At 50.6% G+C, this 23,458-nt stretch carries 18 protein-coding genes and 1 pseudogene; 13 read left to right on the top strand and 6 right to left on the bottom strand.

The annotated features are described in order from the left end of the window. Nucleotides 1-14: 14 nt before the first annotated feature. Nucleotides 15-1,358: an ABC transporter substrate-binding protein gene (locus tag B1748_RS33360; protein ID WP_143810443.1), complete on the bottom strand. Its 1,344-nt coding sequence runs from the start codon at nt 1,356-1,358 to the stop codon at nt 15-17. A gap of 61 nt (nt 1,359-1,419) precedes the next feature. Between B1748_RS33360 and B1748_RS33355 the strand changes: the two genes are divergently transcribed. After that, nucleotides 1,420-3,204 (top strand): cache domain-containing sensor histidine kinase, encoded by a 1,785-nt coding sequence (locus B1748_RS33355; RefSeq protein WP_179215959.1) that lies wholly within the window; start codon nt 1,420-1,422, stop codon nt 3,202-3,204. A gap of 66 nt (nt 3,205-3,270) precedes the next feature. Then, the gene (locus tag B1748_RS33350; protein WP_087572290.1) at nt 3,271-4,833 is read left to right on the top strand and encodes a response regulator transcription factor; all 1,563 of its coding nucleotides are present in this window, start codon (nt 3,271-3,273) and stop codon (nt 4,831-4,833) included. Here the strand turns inward: B1748_RS33350 and B1748_RS33345 are convergent. After that, nucleotides 4,815-5,367, bottom strand: a pseudogene (locus tag B1748_RS33345) (SDR family oxidoreductase). The gene B1748_RS33350 and the pseudogene B1748_RS33345 sit on opposite strands and share 19 nt — an antisense overlap. Nucleotides 5,368-5,494: 127 nt before the next feature. On the opposite strand from B1748_RS33345, the gene B1748_RS33340 reads away from it, so the two are divergent. The 10 genes from B1748_RS33340 (at nt 5,495) to B1748_RS33290 (ending at nt 16,285) form a co-directional block, all read left to right on the top strand. Beyond that, nucleotides 5,495-6,502 (top strand): helix-turn-helix transcriptional regulator, encoded by a 1,008-nt coding sequence (locus tag B1748_RS33340; protein ID WP_087572289.1) that lies wholly within the window; start codon nt 5,495-5,497, stop codon nt 6,500-6,502. Nucleotides 6,503-6,589: 87 nt separating this feature from the next. After that, on the top strand, nt 6,590-7,828 hold the full coding sequence (locus B1748_RS33335) for an aminopeptidase (protein ID WP_087572288.1): 1,239 nt from the start codon (nt 6,590-6,592) through the stop codon (nt 7,826-7,828). A 243-nt stretch (nt 7,829-8,071) separates the two neighbouring features. Continuing rightward, nucleotides 8,072-9,118 carry a Delta(5) desaturase DesA gene (desA, locus tag B1748_RS33330; RefSeq protein ID WP_087572287.1) on the top strand — a complete coding sequence of 349 codons (1,047 nt, stop codon included), beginning with the start codon at nt 8,072-8,074 and terminating at the stop codon, nt 9,116-9,118. A 108-nt stretch (nt 9,119-9,226) separates the two neighbouring features. Beyond that, entirely contained in the window at nt 9,227-10,363 is a 1,137-nt protein-coding gene (locus B1748_RS33325) for a sensor histidine kinase (protein WP_087572286.1), read from the top strand. Beyond that, entirely contained in the window at nt 10,360-10,965 is a 606-nt protein-coding gene (locus B1748_RS33320) for a response regulator transcription factor (protein WP_087572285.1), read from the top strand. The genes B1748_RS33325 and B1748_RS33320 overlap by 4 nt, the downstream gene beginning before the upstream one ends. Nucleotides 10,966-11,095: 130 nt before the next feature. Then, a complete protein-coding gene (locus B1748_RS33315) occupies nt 11,096-12,589 on the top strand; it encodes an ABC transporter substrate-binding protein (RefSeq protein ID WP_179215957.1) in 1,494 nt (497 codons plus the stop codon). 712 nt (nt 12,590-13,301) lie between these two features. Then, nucleotides 13,302-13,829: a GNAT family N-acetyltransferase gene (locus B1748_RS33305; RefSeq protein WP_087572282.1), complete on the top strand. Its 528-nt coding sequence runs from the start codon at nt 13,302-13,304 to the stop codon at nt 13,827-13,829. A 491-nt stretch (nt 13,830-14,320) separates the two neighbouring features. Further along, nucleotides 14,321-14,689 (top strand): GntR family transcriptional regulator, encoded by a 369-nt coding sequence (locus tag B1748_RS33300; RefSeq protein ID WP_087572281.1) that lies wholly within the window; start codon nt 14,321-14,323, stop codon nt 14,687-14,689. Next, on the top strand, nt 14,686-15,585 hold the full coding sequence (locus tag B1748_RS33295; RefSeq protein ID WP_087572280.1) for an ATP-binding cassette domain-containing protein: 900 nt from the start codon (nt 14,686-14,688) through the stop codon (nt 15,583-15,585). Before B1748_RS33300 ends, B1748_RS33295 begins: the two co-directional genes overlap by 4 nt. Then, the gene (locus B1748_RS33290) at nt 15,566-16,285 is read left to right on the top strand and encodes a hypothetical protein (protein WP_087572279.1); all 720 of its coding nucleotides are present in this window, start codon (nt 15,566-15,568) and stop codon (nt 16,283-16,285) included. Before B1748_RS33295 ends, B1748_RS33290 begins: the two co-directional genes overlap by 20 nt. Before the next feature lie 100 nt (nt 16,286-16,385). On the opposite strand, the gene B1748_RS33285 is transcribed toward B1748_RS33290, so the two are convergent. Then, nucleotides 16,386-18,968: a beta-propeller domain-containing protein gene (locus B1748_RS33285; protein ID WP_087572278.1), complete on the bottom strand. Its 2,583-nt coding sequence runs from the start codon at nt 18,966-18,968 to the stop codon at nt 16,386-16,388. Between the two features lie 1,131 nt (nt 18,969-20,099). After that, nucleotides 20,100-20,501 (bottom strand): (deoxy)nucleoside triphosphate pyrophosphohydrolase, encoded by a 402-nt coding sequence (locus tag B1748_RS33280; RefSeq protein ID WP_087572277.1) that lies wholly within the window; start codon nt 20,499-20,501, stop codon nt 20,100-20,102. 259 nt (nt 20,502-20,760) lie between these two features. Here B1748_RS33280 and B1748_RS33275 point away from each other — a divergent pair, with 259 nt between their 5' ends. Next, nucleotides 20,761-22,674, top strand: coding sequence for an ATP-binding protein (locus B1748_RS33275; RefSeq protein ID WP_087572276.1), 1,914 nt, complete (start codon nt 20,761-20,763; stop codon nt 22,672-22,674). Between the two features lie 53 nt (nt 22,675-22,727). Here B1748_RS33275 and B1748_RS33270 read toward each other — a convergent pair whose 3' ends face one another. Together B1748_RS33270 and B1748_RS33265 are read right to left on the bottom strand one after the other, a co-directional pair. Beyond that, nucleotides 22,728-22,994 carry an NHLP leader peptide family RiPP precursor gene (locus B1748_RS33270; RefSeq protein WP_087572275.1) on the bottom strand — a complete coding sequence of 89 codons (267 nt, stop codon included), beginning with the start codon at nt 22,992-22,994 and terminating at the stop codon, nt 22,728-22,730. Nucleotides 22,995-23,120: 126 nt separating this feature from the next. Beyond that, on the bottom strand, nt 23,121-23,360 hold the full coding sequence (locus B1748_RS33265; RefSeq protein WP_087572314.1) for an NHLP leader peptide family RiPP precursor: 240 nt from the start codon (nt 23,358-23,360) through the stop codon (nt 23,121-23,123). Between the last annotated feature and the right edge of the window lie 98 nt (nt 23,361-23,458).

Below are 23,458 nucleotides of genomic sequence, written 5' to 3'. Positions count from 1 at the left end.
CGGAGCGTTAAAACCTATCTCAGCGAATCCAGCTTCTTGTCCATCGCGTTAAGAATGTCGTCGACCGTTCCATGACCGGCTATCCAGTCCTGGAAGCCGCGGCATAAGACATCCGCTACGCCGACAGGCCAAGCCTGGTTGCTAAAGTAAATTGAGTCGTGTTCCGTCATTAGCTTCGTATAGTCGTGGAACTCGGGGATGCCAAGGTCTTCTCCCTTATACATAGGGAATACGGCGTAGTTCTGTTTATAAAGCTCGTAAAGTGGAGAAGCCGGGTCGTACTGATAGGCGAGAATATCCAGTACTTCGGGCAAATGCCGTGTATTGGCGTTGATGACGGTACCGCCCGCGGGTCCGACAGACAGAAGCAGCGGTTCACCGGGCTCATTTCCCGGCAGCGGCATGAAACCGATCTCGAACGCCGCCGCGCCGCGATTGCCGGCGCTCTGGTCGTACCCGCCTGGCTTGTCCGCGTCCTTGCCGCTGGCCGTCAATCTCGCGTGGTCCCAGTTGCCGTTGAACATCATCGCGGCCTTTCCTTCTGTGAACAGTGCAGTCGCCTGCGCTGCGCCGACGTCCAGGGAGCCGGCGGCGATGTAACCTTTGTCGTACAGCAGCTTATATTTCGTAAGTGCTTCCCGCCAAGGGGAGTCGGCGAACGTGCGGGTTCCCTCCAGAAGCTCCTTGTCGAAGTCGGGATACTCGGAGTAGACGAGGGAAGCTGCGAGCTGATAGAGACCGAATTGGATAAACCAGCGGTCCTTGTCCGGCATAACAATTGGCGTAATACCTGTGAGCTTAAGCTTCTCGCATAATGCGAGGAAGGACGGCCAATCCGCAGGGAAGGAGGTGATGCCTTGCTGCTCGAATAGCTCCTTGTTGTACCATGTCGCCATGATGCTCTGTCCCTTCGGCAGGCCGTACACTTTCCCATCGACCGTAAAGCCCTCAAGCGAATCCGATGTGAACCGATCCAGGATGTCCATGCCGGTCAAATCCTGCAAATAGCCGGCTGCGACCAGCTCCTCAAGCTGGCGTTTCGGCCACCATTCGAAGAAATCGGGCCCTTCGCCGGATGATAACTGGACAAGCAATGTTTTTGTATAGGGGTCCTCGGGCAGCATGTCGGATTCCAGCGCAATGCCGGGAAAGCGCTGCGCAATGGCATATGGAAATTGCCGCATGACATATTGATTGTTATCCTCATTATCATCGGCAACGCCCATATGCATATAACGAACGGACACTTGTGCGTCTGGGTGCGTCTCCGCTGATTGTTCTCCACTGCAGCCTGATAATAGAACAAACAACGTCAAGACGAACAAAGGGAGGGAACGATAGATAGGTATTGCGCTCACTCCATTCTCTGAATGTATGCTACAATTATACAAAAAAACGCTTTCACGGAGTAGATGCAATATGAGATTTGCATGGGGACTCAAGAATCGGCTTTTAGTCGCGTTACTGCTAATTTCGTTAATTCCGATCGTCGTTGTCGTCGTCGTTACCTCAAGAAACTATGCTTCTTTAGTAGAGCGCCAAGTACAAGAGGTATCGGCTAACGTACTAGAACGCTCCATGATCCGAATGTCCAACCAGCTGGAGGAAATCGGCCGCGTCTCGGAATATATTGCCTATCAACAGACAGCCGGGGCCGACGACTCCTTGTCGTTTCTTAAGCGGTATCTCGTCCCGGATTCCGTGAGTGAGTACGAGCGGCTTCGTAATGACCGGGATTTTCGTACGGCGACAGAGAGCTTGCTGCTAAGCCACGATTATATCGAGGGCTTGTACTTGTTTGCGGAGGACGACACTGTCTTCGCAAGCACTAAGGGCTCGGAGCTGCAGCTTGATTATGTCCCTCGCGATTCGGAATGGTATAACCGTACATTGGAACGTCAAGGCGGGATCTACGTCAGCAATACGGGATATCAGAAGTTCCTGTTGTCCGATCAAATGTCGATTACTTTCTCGCGTGCCCTATATGATCCGAGGACGAAGGAACGGATCGGCGTACTTCTGATGAATTGCAGCGTGAAATTATTCGATGAGCTAAGAAACGGCGTACTGGATGACCAGCACATCGCTGTCCTAAGCCCGACTGGCGACAGGCTTTACGAAACCTATTCCAGCGAGGGCGCCCCCTTTGTTCCAAGGGAGGCGAGCGGCAGCAGCCTCGACAAAAGAGACAACAGACTTTATGTGTATGACACGTTTTCCTCTTATGACTGGCGCATGGTGATCTCCGTTTCGCTGGCTTCGGTGGCGAAGCAAGTGCAATCGACACGGACATTCGCGATCGGGTTCGGCGCATGCTGGGCTTTCGTTGCTATCGCGTTGTCTCTCTGGATTGCCAATACGTTCTCGAAGCCCGTCAGCCGGATCGCCGTCCTGATGAAGAACTACGACAAGGGATTGCAGCAGCAGACGAGTCTTGAACGCTATAAATCCCGTACGGACGAGATCGGCATATTGTACGGGCAATATGCGAATATGCTCAAGAAAATCGATACGCTGATCCACGAGCGCTATCATAGTCAGTTCATTGCCATGTCCGCCAAAATGAAGGCACTCGAAGCACAGATTAACTCGCATTTTCTATTCAACACCCTCGCGACGATCAATAGCATTGCAGAATTGGAAGATGTCGATAGTATCGCTGAGATGTCCAAGGCGCTCGGGGATATGTTTCGTTACAGCATTAAACTCAATCGCGACGAAGTAACCTTGCACGAAGAATTAGAGCATGTTGGTAATTATATGCGAATCCAGTCATACCGTTACGGCAACAAGGTCGGTCTCGAGATCGACATCAGACCAGGCATGGAGAATATGACGATGCTGAAGCTGCTTATGCAGCCCATCGTGGAGAATGCCTTATACCACGGTCTCGAGGCCAAGAAAGGGAAAGGGATCGTACGAATCTCAAGCGGGGAAGATCAGACTGGCTCCTGGCTCGAAGTTTCCGACGATGGCGCTGGCATCGAGGAGTCCAAGCTCGCTAGTCTGAGGGAGATGCTGGCCAGACCGCCCGCATTCGAGCAGTTGGGTGCTGATTCCGGCGACAGCAGATCAATCGGCATTTATAACGTCCATGCCCGTATCTCGCTTTATTATGGCGAACCTTACGGACTCGAGGTGTATAGCGCCGGAGAGGGCAAGGGTGCGACGATTCGCCTCCGTCTCCCCAATGTTAACGGTTAGACATTGGCTTGGCGAACTATGATCTTGATGTTGGGCTAGCTTGCTTCAGGAAGGGAGAACGAATACATGTATCGATATGTCGTGATCGACGACGAGTCGCTAATCCGCAGAGCCATCGTCAAAAAAATCGCGTCGCTCGGTCTGCCGCTCGCTTGGGTGGGCGAAGCAGAGGACGGAGAAGAAGGACTTGATCTGGCGCTGCGGGAAAGCCCGGACATTGTGTTGACCGATATGCGTATGCCTGCAATGGATGGGATTTCCCTGCTCCACGCTTTGTCTGAACAGAAGCCGGATGCGGCATTGATCGTCATCAGCGGGTTTTCGGACTTTGAATATACGCGCGAAGCCATCGCGACCAACGTCATTGACTATATTCTAAAGCCATTCGATAACAAAGAATTACATGCCGCGCTGGAGAAGGCGATCAACTTCCATAGAGAGAAAGAAAATAAACGAAAGAGCGATCAGGAGCGGGAGTTGGAAATGGATCGCGAGCGATTGTCGGCGTGGTTATGCAGGGGCGGAGCAGACGAGCAACTACAATCGCTGCCCAAGCAATACCGTTCTGCCACGATTAAGGGGCTGCTAGGTTCGAACTCTTTTGCCGTAGGTTTATTAACTCTGCCGGACAGTCATTCCAGATTGTTTCCGAACGTGAAAGATGCTGATCGGACGCTGTCTGGGTCGACGGGAGAGTACATCTTTCGATTACCTCATCCCGAGCGGACGGATACGGCATTAATCGTCATTGGAAGCCAAATGGAAGCGGAAAAGAAGGTTCGTACGATGCTGAGTCAAACGATCGAAGAGGTGCGACGGTCCGGTGGTGAGGCAGTAGGAGCGGCAAGCCGCTCATACGGTAAGCTGGAGGAGCTTCGTATGGCATATCGAGAGGCTTGGAGCCTGTTAGACCATCGACCGTTCGGTCTGTGGACGGGACTTCTCCAGGAAAGCGGAGCTGTCTATAAGAAAATGGATGGGTGCTGGCCTTGCCGCGACGATCTCTTATATGAGATTGAAGTTGGACATGTCCAGCAAGCCCTCTATATGACAGGAGAGCTGTTCAAATATATTCGTAGTTTAGATGGAGCAACGCTTGCCCAAGCGAAGCAGTATTGCGTCCAACTTGCGCGCGATATCGCAAAAGTCGGCAATCAAGAGAGAGAAGATGAGATGAATGATGATGATCTCGGCCTCATTACATCTATGCGACAAGCAATGGATCCGATGGAGCTAGAACATCAGTTTACCGAGTTGGTTAGAACGATATCCGAGCGTGTGCTTGCTTTATTGCCTACAGCCGCGGGGCAGATCGGACAAGTCAAACATTATATTGATTTACGTTATTCACAGCCGATTCGGCTGGAGGAGGTTGCGGAACGCTTTTACCTGCATCCTGTGTATCTCAGTATGGTGTTCAAAGAGAGTATGGGGGAGACATTTCAGGATTACTTGAAACGACTGCGCATGGAGCGGGCGAAGCAATTGCTGTCGTCTACTAAATATAGGATTGATCGAATTGCGGGCATGATCGGCTACGATAACGCCAAATACTTCTACAAAGTGTTTAAGAAGGAGATCGGACTCACGCCAGCAGAGTATCGAAAGAGTCAAGCGACAATCGAATAAAACGTATAGACATCGTCGATGCCGTACATGTCGGATAGCATCCAACTCGACAGCACCTTGCCGGAATAGGTCGCTAGATCGGGGGCCGCTGCAAGCGCTGCGAGACCGCGTCCAATGTAATAAGGCGTCTCCGACTGGCTAAAGTGCTCGGCATCCTTGATGCCGCTAGTGATAGCATCTCGCCAGTTGCTCTCCGCGACGCCGAAGTGCTCCAGCATCTCCTCCGACCGGAGGAAGCCCGGCGTTGCGGCGACAGCGGTGACGCCATGCGCCTTAAGATCCGAAGCCATTGCTTCGGCGAGGTGGATGGGAGAGATTTTGGCCAGGCTGTAGAACAGATTGCCCCTGTAACGATAGTCGATGCCGTCGGTCACCTCGACGATCAGTCCGCTGCCTGCCGCCACCATAAGAGGAGGTACAATAGACGGTCGCGCCTGCCGCGCCTAGTCCCACTGCGATTCCTCTGCCAGCACCCCTGGTCGCGCCCGCGACAACCGCTATTTTCCCTTGCAAAGGCAGCTTGTTCATATTCATTTCACCCTCCTGGTCCTGTAGTAGTTGTACTTCGTCTATCATAAATCGCATAATATGACAACCTCTGTCATGATTAACGAGATATAATGTTAGTGAAAAGCGCATATTACAATCAGGGAGGGCCACTATGCGGGCAAGCCGATTGGTAACGATCCTGCTGTTGCTTCAAAATAGAGGGAAAATGACGGCACGCGAGCTGTCGGAGCAAGTCGAGGTGTCCGAACGGACGATACTTCGCGATATGGAAGAGCTCAGCGCCTCTGGCGTTCCGGTCTACGCCGAACGGGGCAAGGAGGGAGGCTGGCTGCTAACGGAAGGTTATCGTACAAGCCTCACCGGCATCCATGCCGACGAGCTTGCGGCGCTGCTCTTCGCGAGCCGTACCGATCTGCTGAGCGACCTCGGCCATGAGCGGCAGCTGCAGGCGGCGATGCAAAAACTGCTTGCTGCCGCTACGGACTCGGCACGAAGCGGGGCGGAAGCCGCCAGGCGCAAGCTGCATATTGACGGTGCCGGCTGGCATCCCAATCGGCAGCAGCGCGAGCCTGCGCCATGTCTGGCCGCCGCCCAGGAGGCGGTCTGGGCGGAGCGGCAGCTTCGTATCGCCTACATGCGCGATGGAGCGCAGAAAAGCCGGATCGTCACTCCGCTCGGACTTGTCGCCAAACGGGATGTCTGGTACCTCATCGCGGGGACGGAGGGGGACGGGATTCGCACCTTCCGCGTCTCCAGGCTTCTGGAGGCGGAGGTGCTTGCAGACTGTTTCAAGCCGCCGGCAGGGTTCGACCTTGCTGCTTACTGGGAGGCATCGCTGGAGCAATTCCGCGAGCGGTTGCCCCGGTATCCCGCCAAGCTCGGCATAAGTCCGACAGTGCTGGGCAGGCTGGAAGCCGAACGTTTCGTAAAGGTGCTGCGGGTCGAAGACGCGGAGCCGGGGACGAACGAAAGACGGAATGTCAGGGACCAGTTGATTAACGAGGCGGAGTGGCTCGTCGCGGAGGTGGAATTCGAGACGCCGGAATCGGCGTGCGGGATCGTATTGAGTTACGGAGGACGCATGCAAGTATTGGAGCCGCCGGAGCTGCTGCGCCGCGTGCAGGATGAAATCCGTTCGGCATCAATGTTATACTTATAGAAGCCTGCCGAATGTTCTTCTGGCAGCTTGAGAAGGTCTGGAGAAGATCCGGCGACTACCCTATTATTTGAGGAGATGCAAATACATATGACAACGAATCTTCAAGCGAATTTCGAGAAATATGCCGAACTGATCGTACGTACAGGCGTTAATATTCAGCCTGGACAAGAGGTGTTTATGGCGGGAGCTTCGATCGAGATGGCGGAGCTCGTACGCGCCATTGCGACCAAGGCTTACGAGGCCGGCGCTTCCAACGTTCACGTCGATTGGGTGGACGACTACCTCTCCCGTCTCAAATACGAGAAGGCCGACGAAGCCGTCTTCGGCAGCTTCCCTTCATTTGAGACGATGAAACGCAACCATTTCGTCGAGCGGGGCGCGGTCTTTATCTCGCTGACGACTTCCAGCCCGGATCTGCTCAAGGGGATTCCATCGAGCCGCATCTCGGCTTTCCAGAAAGCTTCCGGCGAAGGGTTGAAGGAGTTCCGCAGAGCGATTCAGTCCGACAAGGTCAGCTGGACTGTCGTAGCCGGCGCGGGTAAAGAGTGGGCGAAGAAGGTGTTCCCGGACGTTTCCGAAGAAGTGGCGGTCGACATGCTTTGGAACGCCATCTTCGATTCGGTGCGCCTGCATGACGCCGATCCCGTATCCGCTTGGGTGAAACATAACGAAACGCTTCACGAGAAAGCCGAAGTGTTGAATGCGAACAAGTTCCGCAAGCTGCATTACCGCGCTCCGGGCACGGATCTGACGGTAGAGCTGCATGAAAAGCATATCTGGGTAGCGGCAGGCAGCACGAATCAGAAAGGTTTCTCCTTCATGGCGAACATGCCGACGGAGGAAGTGTTTACCGTGCCGCTTAAGACGGGCACGAACGGTTATGTATCCAGCACGAAACCATTGAGCTACGGCGGGAATATCATCGATAAGTTCAAGATTACGTTCGAGAACGGACGTATCGTGAAGGCCGAAGCCGAGGAGGGCGAAGAGATTCTCCGGAAGCTGGTCGACATCGACGAAGGCAGCCACTACCTGGGCGAAGTTGCGCTTGTGCCGCATCACTCCCCGATCTCCGAGTCCGGCATTTTGTTCTACAACACGTTGTTCGACGAGAACGCTTCTAACCATCTAGCCATCGGCAGCGGCTATGCCTTCAATGTCGAGGGCGGCAAGACGATGTCGGCCGAGGAGCTTGAGGCGCATGGCGTCAATGCCAGCATTACGCATAACGACTTCATGATCGGTTCGGCGGAGATGGATATCGACGGCATCAAGGATGACGGAACGATCGTACCGGTATTTCGCGCCGGCAACTGGGCGATTTAGCTCGCAGCAGAGAAAGCCTCTACCCACTGCCATAAAGGCAGGCGGAGAGAGGCTTTCTGTCCGTTATAACCATTCATTTCCTTATCATCCAACTCCCTATATGACATTCGTCATATCGTATTCTTGACGTTTATGACTGCCGTCCATGACGCCGTTATTGCTACAATGGCAATAACATAGATATGGCGCGGAAAGCGGCCCTCATGAGAAGGCAGGCGGCGCCTGTCCAAGGAGGAAGCCGCGATGTCGGAATTGAAGCAATCACAGCTTAAGAAAAGCGTTGCACCTTTCGAAAGAAACGACCTTAAAGTCAGTATCAGGCAGCTTGCCAATACGCTGCTCCCCTTAATCGTCCTATGGGCTGCAGCCTACTGGAGCTTATCGGTCTCCTATCTGCTGACGCTTGGCATTGCCGTGCTCGCATCGGCATTCGTCGTGAGGACATTTATCATCTTCCACGACTGCTGCCACGGGTCATTCTTCTCGAACAAGCGCGCGAATGACATTCTCGGCATTATTACAGGCGTCATTACGCTGGTACCGTATCAGCAGTGGAAAAACGCCCATGCTATTCACCATGCAACGAGCAGCAACCTGGACAAACGAGGCGTCGGCGATCTCTGGATTTTGACAGTGGACGAATTCGCGGCTTTGTCGCCCAAGGAGAAGCTGTTTTACCGCATCTACCGCAATCCGCTCGTCATGTTCGGCCTGGGTCCCATCTTCGTGTTCGTGCTGCAATACCGCTTCAATCGCAAAGGAGCGCGCCGCAAGGAGCGCCTTAACACCTACTTGATGAACGTGCTGATCGTTGCCGTCTACGCTCTGCTAGGCTGGGCGCTCGGCTGGCAGCAATTCCTGATGGTGCAATTCCCGATCTTCTATTTGTCCGGCGTGCTTGGCATTTGGTTGTTTTACGTCCAACACCAATTCGAGGACTCCTACTTCGAGAAGGATGACGAATGGAGTTACGTTATGGCCGCGGTAGAAGGAAGCTCGTATTACAAGCTGCCGAAGCTGCTGCAATGGCTGACGGGCAACATCGGCTTTCACCATGTGCATCACTTGAGCCCGAAGGTGCCTAACTATTATCTGGAGAATGCGCATGATGCGACCCCTCCGCTCCAGAAGGCTACTACAATTACGATTATGCAAAGCTTCGAGTCGCTCAGGTTCCGGCTGTGGGATGAGCGAGACAAGAAATTCGTCAGCTTCCGCGACGTCAAGGACCGGATCAGCAATCGCCGCGAGCGTCCGGTTGGGGCTCGCAGACAGAAGCGGGCAGGGTAGGCCAAGGACTGACCTGGCTCTGGGAGAATGGGCGGCTGCGCAGCTCGTTGCGCAGTCGACCTATCAGGGATAAAATAAAGGCAAGACATGCAGAAGGAAGGGCGGCCCGTGAACAAATGGCATCAAATATTCAGTCGCAGTACCGGACTTAGCGCCTACGTATGGGTTGTCTTCTGCATTCTGCCGTTCTATTTCATTTTCAGATCGTCGTCAACGCCCGAGGTTGTATCCGGCATTGTGATGATCCTTTTATTTTTTGTGTGTTATCGTCAGTCTTTCGTCTCCAAGGGATGGCTCGTCTACTTCTGGACAAGTATTCAGATTCTCATCTCCATTGCGATGACGCTGCTCTTCAGCTACGTGTACTTCTCGATCTTCCTAGCCTTCTTCATCGGCAATATTAAGAACAAAGCGGGCTTTTACACCTTGTACGCGATTCATCTCATCAGTACGTTCATCACGGTCAACTATGGCCTTGTTACGCAGAACAAGCTGTTCTTCACGCAATTCCCGTTTATTCTGATCTGTCTGATCGTCGTCATCCTGCTCCCATTCAATACGTACAGCCAGAAGAAGCAAGGGCAATTGGAGGGTCAGCTCGAGGATGCGAACAAACGGATCGGCGAGCTCGTTAAGCTGGAGGAGCGGCAGCGGATCTCGCGGGATCTGCATGATACGCTTGGACAGAAGCTGTCGTTGATCGGGCTTAAGAGCGATCTTGCCGGCAAGCTCGTCTTTCAGGATCCGGAGCGCGCACAGGCGGAGATGCTCGAGGTGCAGCAGACGGCCCGGACCGCGCTCAAGGAAGTCCGCGAGATGGTCACGCAGATGCGAGGAACGCGTCTCGACGAAGAGATGCACCGCGTCGGTCAAATACTTACCGCGGCAGACATTGAGCTTACCCTTGCGGGGGACCCGAAGCTGGCGAACACGACGTTGCTTGCGGAGAACGTGCTCAGCATGTGTCTAAAGGAAGCGGTAACGAACGTTGTGAAGCACAGCGGGGCGTCGAAATGCAGCATTTCGATTCTCTCGGACGAAAACTACGTAGCCGTATCCGTCTGGGATGACGGCATCGGCATGACGTTGAAGCCCGGCTATTACCGGGGCAATGGATTAAGAGGAATGAAGGAGCGGCTCGAGTTTGTAAACGGCAGTCTGGAGCTCGCCTCGGACAAGGGAACGATGGTTACGTTCCGCGTGCCACACGCCGTGAAGCAACCGATAAAGGGGCTGGAAGCATGATTAAGATCGTAATAGCGGAGGATCAGAGAATGCTTCTGGGCGCTCTGGCCTCCTTGCTTGATTTGGAGGAAGACATGACCGTCGTCGGCCGCGCCGGCAATGGCGAGGAAGCTATCCAGCTTGTGAATGAGCATCAGCCGGATATATGCATCATGGACATCGAGATGCCTTCTAAGAGCGGTCTGGAAGCGGCAGAAGAGCTCAGGGGACGCTGCAAGGTCATTATACTGACCACGTTCGCCCGCTCCGGTTACTTCGAGAGGGCGCTTAAGGCAGGCGTCAGCGCATACCTGCTCAAGGACAGTCCCAGCGAGGAACTGGCCAGCTCGATCCGCAACGTCATGGCCGGACAGCGTATTTACGCTTCGGAGCTTATGGATGAAGCCTACGGCGGCTCGGGGTTCGACAATCCGTTGACGGAGCGGGAGAGGGAAGTGCTGGGTCTTGTCGCGGACGGCAAAAATACGAAGGAGATTGCCACGGAGCTGTTTTTGACGACGGGGACGGTGCGCAACTATATTTCCGTCATTCTCGATAAGCTTGGCGTCAGCAATCGGATCGAGGCAATTACGCGGTTCAAGGAGAAAGGCTGGTTTAAGTGACCGGCCTTTTTTTTTGTAAAAATTCATGTTTCTCATTTTTCTTGCAACTATTTTATCAAATAATTCGTATTACTTATGGTACATATTGGTACACTTGATAGGTGATATGCAGGGGAGTGGGAGGAAAAAGATGAATAATTGGTTAAAGAAGGCTGCGCCGGTGGCGCTTGCCGGAACATTGCTGGCGGGCTGCAGCTTCGGAAGCGGCAGCAAGGAAAACAACCCAGAGCAGACGGTAAGAGTGATGTATTACGACGAAAGCGCATTTTTTCAAAACTACGGCATGCTGTACAGCGCGCTGTACCCTAACGTGAACTTCGAGGTTGTGTCGACGCAAAGTCTCTATCGCTCGGGACCTTCGGAGGATGGCGAGGAATTCGACTATGAAAAGGCGCTCCAGAAGCTGATCGACGAAGAGAAGCCCGATGTGCTGATGATCGACCAGGGCCAATACAAGAAGCTGGCCGAAGAGGGCAAGCTTCTTGATATCGAGGCTTATATGGCGAAGGACAAGTTCGACACGGAAGGTATCGTGCCAGGCATGCTTGATTACATGAAGGAGCTAGGCGGCGGACAACTGTACGGCTTCCCGTCGAGCTTTAGCAGCCAGGTGCTTTATTACAACAAGGGCTTGTTCGACAAATACAACATCGCTTATCCGACTGACCAGATGACTTGGCAGGATGCCATTCAGCTCGCCAGACAATTCCCGATCGAAGGGGAGGCGGAGGATCGTGTCTACGGCCTTAAGATCGGCTACAGCGGGGACCTTAACGAGATGTCCTCCATGCTCGCTTCGGCCGAAAATCTCAAGTACGTGGATACGAAGAGCAAAAAGATGACGATTGATTCGGACGGATGGCGGAATGTCGTACAGACGTCGCTGGACGCGCTGAATTCCAAGGCGTTGTATTTTGAAAACATGGATCAAGGCATGATGGGCGGCTCCAGCAGCTACGAAGACTATTTGATGCGTAATCCATTCCTGTCGGGACGTCTGGCCATGACGGTGGACAGCACTTATCTCATGCAGCAGATTAAAGAAGCAAAAAATTATATTAAGGACGAGGGCGCCGTTATTAGCGACTGGGATATGGTCACGATGCCAGTAAGCGCACAATACCCGGATCAGAGCGCTAACACTTGGTACAGCGACATCTTCGCGATCGCGAAGGACTCCCCTAATGCGGAGGCGGCGTGGGACTTCATCTCCTACATCTCCAGTGACGATTATTCGCGAGTGAAAGCCAAAGTAACCAATATGGGAGGCTTCCCTATTCGCACGGCGTATATCAAAGATGAGGAAGGCCGCAACTATGCAGCTTTTTATAAGCTCAAGCCTACCCAGTCGATGCAGGATTATCGTGATTTCGAAAGTTTGAATCCTCAGTTCAACATGATGTTTTACGGATACATGCAGGAGGAATTCAAGGCTGTGCAGGACGGCGCGAAGAGTATCGACGAAGCGCTCAAGACGCTTCAGGTCAAAGGCGACGAACTGCTTAGCCAGGAGCCGATGACGGAAGAAGAGATGAACAAAGAGATGGAGAAGCGGATGGCGGAGGAGCAGAAAAGAATGATGGAAGCAGCAGGCGAGGGCACCTCGGAAGCCGTCGTGGAATAAGCAAACTCTGTTATGCTCAAGTTACAAAACAAAGAAAGCGGCGGCCCGTGCGGGTTGCCGCTTTCTTTGTTCAATTATAGGAATTAATAAAATTTCAGGGTGGAGCGCGAGATCAGTCGTTGTCGCTACGGCGTACGTGCGCGATAGCGACAAACGAGGGACGGAACTCAGAGCCCTTATTTCATCGAATGGAGGAGTAAAGGCAGGGCTAACGGAACCAAGAGACTTTATTGATTGATGATAAGGGGGATGGAGCGCGATTGGTTTGGAATAAGAACGCTCAGTTCCGTAAGAGTATCCAAAACCGTTGATTTGGCGAAAATAACGTCGCTCAGTTCCGCATACACTTGGTTAGTTTGGTCAACATGGCCGTTTTGTTCACTCTTTATTGCATAGGTTTTGCAAAGCTTAAGGTCGCTCATCTCCAAGAGGCACACCGTATATCGCATCGGAAAATAGAGGGAAAATCCCCCTTTAATCTGGGAAAATCAGAATATCGGCCCCGCTTAGAGGGAACCTCCCTTTAAGGGGCGGCTCGCCCCGAAAATAGTGATTCGGCCAGAATTAGAGGTAGGCTCTAGCACAAAAAGGAGCGTCAGTTAGATCATCCTGACGGTTTTTTTAAACAGGCGGTTTTCTTAACTTGCGTCAAGGAATTGATAAGCGTATAATTACCCCCATTATTTCAAGGTTAAATTGGAGGTGCTTCCGCGTGGAGAAATTGAAGCTGATTAAACCGTCTGTGCAATACAGGGAAGCCTACCTGGCTTTCTACGAGGATTGGATTGCAAGCGGAGAATCCATTGTGCCTTGGGTAGTGGAAAGAGATCCATCGGACTTCGAGGCGTATGTCCAATTTCTATATTCGGCCGACGCCGAAGAGAAGGTGACGGATAGCGGGTGGGTTCCGCACTCGACCTATTGGCTGCTTGACGGGGAGGACAATATCGTCGGGGCGCTTAACTTCCGTCATCGATTAAACGAAAAGCTGCTGGACAGCGGAGGTCATATCGGTTACGGCATTCGCCCATCGGCAAGAAGAAACGGCTATGCGTCGTTCCAGCTCGGTGCAGCGCTCGACATTGCCCGGGGGAAGGGGCTGGATCGCTTGCTGCTTGTGTGCGACAGCGATAACGAGGCGTCGGAGCGCACGATCCGGAAGCATGGCGGCATTATGGAGGATGAGCGTATGACCTCGGACGGCAATAGAGTTAAGCGGTTTTGGATTGCTCTCGATTGACATGTGATAGATCTGATGGCATTTGCTGATCAGGTCAGGATACTTATCCATGATCGACCCCCTGCAACAACAACATCCCATAGGCGTTATTAACGACTATGGAGCTCGAAACAGCAACAAATCCATCCCATAGGCGTTATTACGGACTATGGGGCTCGTAATAGCAACAATAACGACGTTCCTGCTTCGTGGCCTGCCGAAGGTAAGCCATGAGGTCGGGTGGCTTTCGCTCGCTCACAATTTGATCACTGAGGCGGCAATAGACCAAAGCCAGAAATGGCGGTGCAGGGTAACGCCCTAGCACCGCCATTTCTTCGTTTTTGACGTTTCATTCAACAAGCGAGCTGTTTCCTCAAGTGAGCGAACTTACTTTGACAGCCCTTTTTTTGCAGTTTTTTAGTCGAAAATGAAGGCTGCTATTGACACGATGAACATAGCATTGTAAGGTTAGTTACATAAGTAATGAACCACATAAGTAATGAGGTGATTATGTGTTTGATGACCGAAGTCCCATCTATCAGCAGATCGCTGATGGCATTAAAAATGATATCGTTAGCGGCGTGCTGGGGGAAGAGGAGCAAGTGATGTCAACCAACCAATATGCGGCATTCTATCGGATTAACCCGGCAACTGCGGCGAAGGGCTTTCAGTTGTTGACGGATGAAGGCATTTTATACAAGAAGAGGGGGATCGGCATGTTCGTCAGTCCGCAAGCGAAGGGAATGCTGCTGGAGCAGCGAAGGGAGCGGTTCTTTGAGGAGGTCGTTGACAAGATGGCTGCCGAAGCCAAGGTAATCGGCATCCCGGTCATGGATATTGTAAAAAGACTGGAGCAGTTGAATGGAGGGGAAGAGCAGTGACGATTACGATTGAAGTAAGCCGCTTGGGGCTGCTCTATGATAAGTCCGCGAAGGCGCTGGACGATGTAACATTCCGAATGGAGGGTGGCAAAATATACGGCCTGCTGGGCCGGAACGGCTCAGGTAAAACGAGTCTGTTGTCGATACTGGCATCGTTCCAGCAACAGACCTCGGGAGAAGTGCGAATCGACGGGGAAGCCCCGTACGAAAACGAGCGCATTGTTAACCAAGTCTGTTTTATACAAGAAAACGGCTATCTATCCGAGTCGTTTAAAGTCCGCGACGTTATCAAGCTTGCATCGGACTGCTGGCCGAACTGGGATGCGGATTACGCGGATCGGTTGCTGAACCAGTTCGAGCTTCCGGCCAAGAAGCAGATCATGGCGCTTTCCCGCGGCATGAAGTCGGCGTTGGGCGTTACGATCGGGCTGGCTTCCCGGGCTCCGATCACGATTTTCGACGAGGCCTATCTTGGCATGGATGCACCGTCGCGCTACTACTTCTACGAAGAACTGCTCAAGGATTATATGGAGCATCCCAGAACGATCATTCTCTCCACTCATTTGATCGAGGAAGTGTCGGATTTGTTCGAGGAGGTTCTGATCCTGGACAAAGGCAAGCTGGTGCTTCAGGAGGAGGCGGATAAGCTTCGCTCGCGAGGCTCCGCCATTATCGGCCCGGCGGACGCGGTAGACCAATTCGCGGAAGGATTGACGATACTCAGCGAGCAGAAGCTGGGCGGCACCAAATCCATTACCGTATTCGGAGAGCTTGGCGCGGAGCGCGAGAAGCGGGCGACAGCGGATGGATTAACGATCGGGCCTGTCTCTTTGCAGGATTTATTCGTTCATTTGACCAGAAAGGGGATTGGCAGCGATGAGCGCAAACATGGCTAAGGGAAAACGCAGCCCCGTCATGAAAGTGGCTTTTCATTTGTGGAGCGCCTATAGGCATGTATTGGTTTGGTTCTGGGTTATATTTACCGTTATTTACTTCGGCATTAACGAGATGATCATGCGGGGGATCATTCCGGACGAGAGTATCAGGAATTCGGGGAGAGAATGGGACGGCGCTACAATCTCGCCGCGAATATTCCTGCTCGTGCTGGGTATCTTGCTGACGATAGGCTCTTTCAACAGCTTCGTATCGAACGGCATTACGAGAAGGAGCTTCGGCAGAGGAGGACTTCTCTTCGCGGGTCTGCTGTCCGTCATCTGCACCGTGTTGCATCTTCTTGGTTATCCTATCGAAATGTTAATCATTGAAATTAGCGGAGCGGAGCGAAGTATGCAGTACCCAAATCTCGCGATTGTAGCCATAACGAACCTGCTCATGTACTTCGGCTACTTCTGCGGAGGGTGGTTGATCGGCACCGGCTTCTATCGTTTTCATTGGTTCAAAGGGTTGTTGGTCTGCTTGCTCGCCGTAGCGTTCCTGATAGGAATGGAGACGATGACGGCAACGGAGCTGACGGGGAGCGCTGCAGCGGATCAAGGCATCATCCTGCTTGTGCTTGCGTTGGCCAGTTTCTTGATCGTCTGGATTAATGATGGTTTCTTGCGCAAGATAGCCGTTAAGCGGAAGATCACATTGTAACCAGCGGGTAGAAGAATGATTTGAAAAAGGGACTTTCCCTCTCGGTCTGATTTTGTCGACCGGGAGAGAAAGTCCCTTTGTTGTAACAACCCTATTTGAGCTATCTCGATTCCATGGTGGCTGGCAATGGCATGATATCGATGGAGCCGATACCGTTCCAAATTGGCTCTGGCAGCGGAGGGTAGTTCAGCGAGCCTCGCTCCTCCAGCTCCTTAATGCCGCTTGCCTTGAGCATGGAGTCGGATAAAGTGTAGAGAGAATCGCCGGAATAAAGAATACGGCGTACCGTCTTGGAGTAGTCGTAACCGTATTGGCCGCTTTTTCTCAGATCGTCGTCGGTTAAGTGACTGATCCGTCCCCTAAGCTGGAAACCGTTTTGAAGATCGATGCCGTAGACATACGCGCCCTGGTAGACGAATTCGCCATAAGCCGGGAAGTCGCCAGGCTGCAGAGCTTCTTTGTTCTTGATTTCGTACAGCTCGACAGGGAAAGCCATCAATCCCTTGGCCTTGGAGAAGAGGAGAGCTTTGTGATTATACAGCAGCTCCGAGCCGGTGCCGCGATCGCCGATGACCTCCTTGAACAGCTCCTTCGGCTGCGTTACGTCAGATACGTCGAACATGGCAATCTTCATCCCTTGATAGAACGCCATCGTCTCGTCCGGTCCCATGCCCTTGGACGGTACTTCCACCGTCTCCTTTCCGAAGCCGATAATATGATTCTCGTCGTACGGATGGAGATAGTCGCTGTAGCCCGGAATCTTGAGCTGTCCTAATACGGCTGGATTCATCGGCTGGCTCAAATCCACGACGAACAACGGATCGACGTTGCGGAAGGTAACCATATAAGCGCGAGCTCCCATGAAACGGACCGAATAGATCCGTTCTCCCGGCGCGAGACCTTCCAGCTTGCCGACTACGCTCAGCTTTTCGTCGAGTACATAAACGTTATTCTTCGAGCCCTGCTCCCCGCTTGCCCACATATTGCCGCTCGTGAGCGCGACCCGGAAATAACCTTCGTGCTCATCCATGGAGAACTGATTCAGCAGGCTGCCGGGAACGGTGCCTTGGCCGATATAGACGACCCGGCCTTGGTCGAGCCGGAATTTATGGAACTCCGTGTAATCCGAGTAGGAGTTGTTCGTCGCTTCGTATTTCGCGATGGCAACGTACAGATGCTTTTGCGAAGCATAGATCGTGTTTCCCGAACCAAGATAGGCGGATATTTGAAGCTCGCCATCCGGCTGGCTTAAGTCGACAGCGCCGACTATCATCATGCTGCTGTCCGCAGGCTCGGGGAAATAATGCACGTCGCTAAGCGGCAGTTGAAGAAGCTCGTCGTTTGCGGCCGAATCTCCGTAAAACGGCTCGGCTTCGGTGGCGAGCGTCTGGGCGGTTGCCGCATCGTCCTGTACGGATCCTTTTTTCGACGCCATGGCATCGTAGAAGGGATAGTAGTAGCTGTATTTGTTCGACACCATATAAAGCGAATCGCCAATCTTGCGGGAGGAGACGTAACCGCCTTCCTGCGACAGTTCGCGTACGAGTTCCGGCTTGGCGGAGCCCTTTAACTCATAGACATAAGCGACCGTCAGGCTTCGATGGTTGAAATAAGGCAGGATAGAGATGCCTTTGCCAACTGGCGGTGCAGCATCAATGGCGATGGCAGGCGCCGCCGATTCACTGGAAGAAGGGGAGGCAGTCGTTTCGGCACTCGGCAACGAACCGCTGCTTCCGGCACCAGCCGATTCCGAACCGGGATTGGCTGGTATAGGCTGCACTTCGTTTTCTGGCTGGATGACATGCGGTGTCATGGTAGAGATGCTCCGCTGACCGATTACGATTAGATGCTTGTCGTCAACATACAACTCCTGCGGCTGAAAGCCTTCCTTGGCGTCGTACTCCAGGACGGCGACCAGCTTCGGGTTCGAGGCGTCGGCAATATCGCTAATGATAACTCTGCTGCCGCTGATCTGGTAGACGAAGCCGCCATCCGTCTTCGCCCAATCCGCCTCGTCCACGCCGTCTACCTGCACATTCGTCGTGGAATAATCGTCGGAAGGAGGAGAACCGTCCGGACTAGGAGCTGCAGAGCCGGAATCCGCTCCCCCGAGGGAGGCGGACGTCTCCGCTGCTGCAGTCGCCGTAATTGTTAACTTGTTCTGCGACTTCATTGAGGCTTGCAGCAGTTCCATCAGCTTCTTGCTTGTACCTACGGTTGGCAATTGCTTTGGTTCATCAATGGTGATGAGCCGTTTCGCGCCATCCCAAGCGACGACCGTGCCCAGCGCTTCTGACAATGCGCGAAGCGGCACCATCGTTATGGCATTCTCAATCCGCGGAGCAAGTGGAAGCTTGACATTTTTCCCGTCTGTCGCCATTGTTGCCGATCCGATGGTGATTGCCGCGCTGCGACCTTCTCTCTGTATGGTCACCTTCCCGGGGCCGTCAGCGGCTTCGGCGTATTCGACCTTGGCTCCCAAAGCTTCGGCAATCTCGCGCAGCGGCACCAGGGTTGTGCCGCTATGGATATAAGCGGGCGTTGCCAGCTCTAATGGCTTGCCCTTCACCCAGACTTCGATGGAGCCTTGGGCGACAACTTCCTCCTTGAACGCCCCGCCTGTAAATGGCGACAGACATAACAGCAGTGTGAGAAACGCTGCTATCGTTGCCTTCTTTTTCATTTTCGAATCCTCCTTTGACGATTGTATGGACGCCGACCCCTTCAAGCTGTCTGAATGACATGGATGTTACCATCTTGACGCGGAGAAAATGGAATATGTTGCGAATTGTTGGCACATTTTAACGGGATTTTCGGAGTAAAACGCCGATGGCCCGGAAATTAACTCTGATGAGCGTCCATAGGCGTTAGTACCGCCTATGGCTCCTAAAAGTAGGCAAACGAGCGACTGTAGGCGTTAAACACCCCGATGACCCGTAAAGTAACTCTGATGAGCGTCCATAGGCGTTAGTACCGCCTATGGCTCCAAAAAGTAGGCGAACGAGCGACTGTAGGCGTTAAAAACGCCGATGGCCCGGAAAGTAACCCTGATGAGAGTCCATAGGCGTTAGTACCGCCGATGGCCCAAAAAGTAGACGAACGAGCGACTGTAGGCGTTAAAGACGCCGATGTCCCTTAAGTAACTCTGATGAGCGTCCATAGGCGTTAGTACCGCCTATGGCTTCAAAAAGTAGGCGAACGAGCGACTGTAGGCGTTAAAAACGCCGATATCCCGTAAAGTAACTCTGATTAGCGTGCATAGGCGTTAGTACCGCCTATGGCTCCAAAAAGTAGGCGAACGAGCGACTGTAGGCGTTAAAAACGCCGATGGCCCGGAAAGTAACCCTGATGAGAGTCCATAGGCGTTAGTACCGCCGATGGCCCAAAAAGTAGACGAACGAGCGACTGTAGGCGTTAAAGACGCCGATGTCCCTTAAGTAACTCTGATGAGAGTCCATAGGCGTTAGTACCGCCTATGGCTTCAAAAAGTAGGCGAACGAGCGACTGTAGGCGTTAAAAACGCCGATGTCCCGTAAAGTAACTCTGATTAGCGTGCATAGGCGTTAGTACCGCCTATGGAGTAGGCGAAAGAGTTACAGTAGGCGTTAAAAACGCCGATAGCTCTAAAAAGTAGGCAAACGAGTTATGTAGGCGATAGTCGCTAAGAGATTCTTAGAACGGAGAATTTGCCCTTTTCACTACTTATGACCTTCAGAACCTCACAAATGAGAAGAAGGTGAATAGACGCGGCTAAGTTGCAATGATGTCCATAACAAGACTGTGGATAATGGGCCATACCATCGTTACTAAGCCGCTAGTTAGCATTCATGCCTTTCATTAGTCGTTGAACTGTTGGAAGATCGGCAGGCGCCCACTCCAGCCCATCAAGCTCCGAAGCAGGAAGCCAAATCAGCTTCTCGTGCTCTCTTGGGACGGGAACGCCGCTCTTGATCGTCGCGTAATAAGTCAGCAAGCGTACCTGTATCTCTGGATATTGGTAGAGGGTATCCTCGATGCTGGAGCCAACCTCGATGAGACAACCAAGCTCCTCCTCGATCTCGCGAATGAGGCATGTCTCTGCCGATTCGTGAGGCTCCAACTTGCCGCCAGGGAATTCCCATAGTCCCGACATGGACATCCGGGAAGAACGCAGCGCGCACAAGATCTCCTGACGCTCATTGCGGATAACTGCACCTGCAACCATGATCATTTTCATACCTTCATCGCGCCTTTCCGTTCATATATTCCTATTTCACGTTGCTTTCATCTTATATGACTTCGGAACTATAATTCAATGAGTAGCAGTTCCTATGCGCGAAACCCACACTTTCTCATAAATTTTAAAAATAGTTTCCAATTGGTAGTTGTATTTCCTTGATACATAGCGGAAAATAATAATAGGTAAATTTTGCCGAAGATTGTCGAAAAATATTTTAAGCGCACAGGGATGAATATCATGGCTCGAGGTGAAGGGAATGGCAGTTGTCAAAAAAGGTTTAATATCGCTTGTTGCGCTGATCTCGTTCATTGGAGCTTTCTTCACGGGATCACCATCTATCCACGCTGCTGCGGCGCAGAGCGAAGAACAAACAATCATTACCGAGTGGCAGATGCTTTGGGAGCAGCCCGGTCAGTCGCTCACAATCGAAGAAGTTAGTTCATTGTCGGACAACGACGGTTGGTTCACGGTCCATTCCGATGGGGAGTATCCAAGTGTGCCGGAAGGGATTGATTCGGCTTGGATCAAGTTTCGTTTGCCGGAGTTGACTCAAATGAGGCCGGCAATGTATTTGGATAAACTTTTTTCCAGGGACGTTAAAATATTTATAAATGATCGGATAGTATTTGAATTGATTAAGGATTATCCGTTTAATAGAAATAAAATAGTTGTGCCAATTACTCAAAGTGAGTCTTATAATAATGTATTTCTAAAATTGGAATCAACGGGTAGCCAATTAGGGTTGAAACAAAAGATACTTTTGGATGAATTTAATAAATTATCAAGTCTCAATGTTAAGAGTGATTTGATAGACATCGTTCTAGGCGCGTCTCTAGTGTTCATTTCCGTATTGAGTTTATTCATTATTTTTTTTAATAATAGATTTGTTTTAAGGGAATGGTACTCATTATGCATGGTTATGTTATGTATAGGTATAATGATACTATCATATCCCCCCTTTTTTCACTCGACTTATAATGGATATGGGGAATTATTCTATTATTGTTTTGATCTATCATCTAATTTATTTTTACCGGCATTATTCTACTTTTTCGAAAAAGTATTCGGAAATGGTCCTTATAATTTAATAAAAAGATTTAGAATTATGCATTTTTATCTAGCTGTTTTTTATTTAATGCTTAAAGTTGGTAGTTTGGTAAGTCAAGTAATTGAAGTCGTATACTATAAAATTTTACCCCCATTATTTGGACTATCGATTGTTATTAGTATAATTGCTCTTATAGTAGTATTAATTCAGTTATGCAAAAAGAAAAACGAAGAAGCAATAATAATTACATTTGGATTTGGGTCTTTTTCATTAATCGGTATATCAGAAATAATCTTGTATTTCGCCTTTACGAAAATGTATCAATTTTCGCTTTGGAAAATTGGAGTGTTTTTATTCTTAGCATCATTAATGATTGTTCTAGTAAGAAGAGCTATATTTAATTACATGCAAGTAATTGCCTACTCAAAGCAGCTAGAACTATTCAATAATCAACTTCAAAGATCAGAGAAAATGGAAACAATAAGTCAACTCGCTGCTTCAGTAGCTCATGAAGTAAGAAATCCATTGCAAGTTACTAGAGGATTCCTCCAATTACTTCGTGAACGTACATTAAGCGATAAAGATAAAACTTATATGTTGCTTGCGATTGATGAATTAGACCGTGCCTCCGAGATTATTACTGATTTTTTAACTTTCGCTAAGCCCGGTACTGAAATGAACACCGTAATAAATATTAGAGAAGAACTCCAGCAAATTGAAGCTGTACTGATTCCATTAGCTACGATGCAGGGAGTAACTATAAAAGTTGTTAGTTCTTTCGATGCATTTGTGAAAGGGAATTCTTCAAAGTTTAAGCAAGCTTTATTGAATATTATTAAGAATAGCATTGAAGCAACTGAAGAAAACGGTGTTATTCAAATAAGCTTAAATGAGAATGTGGAAGACAAAGAAGTTCATATTTGTATTGAAGACGATGGAATAGGTATGGAGAAGGAGGTTATTATGCAACTGGGTGAGCCGTTCTATTCTCAAAAATCAAAGGGAACAGGACTCGGTTTGATGGTTACGTTTCGAATTATTGAAGCAATGAATGGAAGAATTAATTATGAAAGTGAGAAGGGTAAGGGTACGCGGGTAAGTATGTATTTTCCACTTACATAATGAAAGACTCCTATGAATATGGGACTCATAATCATGGGAGTCTTCGGTATACATTATTCCCACATAGGTACAGCAACTTGTTGATCGTTATTAGCTGGGTTTTGAGGAATGACAACGTAATAAGTATCGTCTGTTTCTTCGAGTGTCTCAATATTGATGTTAGAAGGTAGATCAATACCGAATGCATCTTTAATAGCGGATTTAGGATCAGCAAGCAATTGTTTCTTGAATTCCGAATCTTCCCAGGCCTTTTGAATAATTTGGTCCCTTAGTTCCTGTTCGTTTTTCAATATCGTCACCCTTTCAGATATGTATATCATTTCCAGACTATTCTATCATGATAATTCGACATTATCTATACCTATTTTACTATATCCAACAAAAAATGATTCTATTAACCCACAAAAAACCTTCCTACTTAAGTAGGAAGGTTTTTTGTGGGTTAATTATATCCATCTTGCGGCTGCGATGACATCATCTTGCTTAACATCATAGGGTGTTGGTGGGATCACTAAATATACTTTTTTGGAAGATTCAGTTACGGTCTCGATATCAATGCCATCAGGAATATCTATCCCGAAGATTCTTGCAATTGTGCCTTTTGGATCGGCAATCAATTGTTGTTTAAACTCTGCATCTTCCCAAGCTTTTGCAATAATCAGTTCTTTAAGAACTTGATCTGACATACTTATCACTCCCTTATTATAATTTAGGCCCATGCAGGCCCTTCAATGTGTTCTTTCACTTTCATATCAACAGGAGTAGGAGGAATAACCAGATAAAG

The sequence above is a fragment of the Paenibacillus sp. MY03 genome, assembly GCF_002165585.1.
Classification (GTDB): Bacteria; Bacillota; Bacilli; order Paenibacillales; family Paenibacillaceae; genus Pristimantibacillus; species Pristimantibacillus agaridevorans.
Note: the sequence above shows the minus strand (reverse complement) of the source record. Positions and strands in the feature narration are given on the sequence as shown.

What these genes read in the sequence shown, in the direction of transcription:
- B1748_RS33315 (WP_179215957.1), top strand. Translation starts at nt 11,096, where the DNA reads ATGAATAATTGGTTAAAGAAGGCTGCGCCGGTGGCGCTTGCCGGAACA.
- B1748_RS33275 (WP_087572276.1), top strand. Translation starts at nt 20,761, where the DNA reads ATGGCAGTTGTCAAAAAAGGTTTAATATCGCTTGTTGCGCTGATCTCG.
- desA (WP_087572287.1), top strand. Translation starts at nt 8,072, where the DNA reads ATGTCGGAATTGAAGCAATCACAGCTTAAGAAAAGCGTTGCACCTTTC.
- B1748_RS33320 (WP_087572285.1), top strand. Translation starts at nt 10,360, where the DNA reads ATGATTAAGATCGTAATAGCGGAGGATCAGAGAATGCTTCTGGGCGCT.
- B1748_RS33280 (WP_087572277.1), bottom strand. Translation starts at nt 20,501, where the DNA reads ATGAAAATGATCATGGTTGCAGGTGCAGTTATCCGCAATGAGCGTCAG.
- B1748_RS33355 (WP_179215959.1), top strand. Translation starts at nt 1,420, where the DNA reads ATGAGATTTGCATGGGGACTCAAGAATCGGCTTTTAGTCGCGTTACTG.
- B1748_RS33340 (WP_087572289.1), top strand. Translation starts at nt 5,495, where the DNA reads ATGCGGGCAAGCCGATTGGTAACGATCCTGCTGTTGCTTCAAAATAGA.
- B1748_RS33285 (WP_087572278.1), bottom strand. Translation starts at nt 18,968, where the DNA reads ATGAAAAAGAAGGCAACGATAGCAGCGTTTCTCACACTGCTGTTATGT.
- B1748_RS33290 (WP_087572279.1), top strand. Translation starts at nt 15,566, where the DNA reads ATGAGCGCAAACATGGCTAAGGGAAAACGCAGCCCCGTCATGAAAGTG.
- B1748_RS33265 (WP_087572314.1), bottom strand. Translation starts at nt 23,360, where the DNA reads ATGTCAGATCAAGTTCTTAAAGAACTGATTATTGCAAAAGCTTGGGAA.
- B1748_RS33270 (WP_087572275.1), bottom strand. Translation starts at nt 22,994, where the DNA reads ATGATATACATATCTGAAAGGGTGACGATATTGAAAAACGAACAGGAA.
- B1748_RS33350 (WP_087572290.1), top strand. Translation starts at nt 3,271, where the DNA reads ATGTATCGATATGTCGTGATCGACGACGAGTCGCTAATCCGCAGAGCC.
- B1748_RS33335 (WP_087572288.1), top strand. Translation starts at nt 6,590, where the DNA reads ATGACAACGAATCTTCAAGCGAATTTCGAGAAATATGCCGAACTGATC.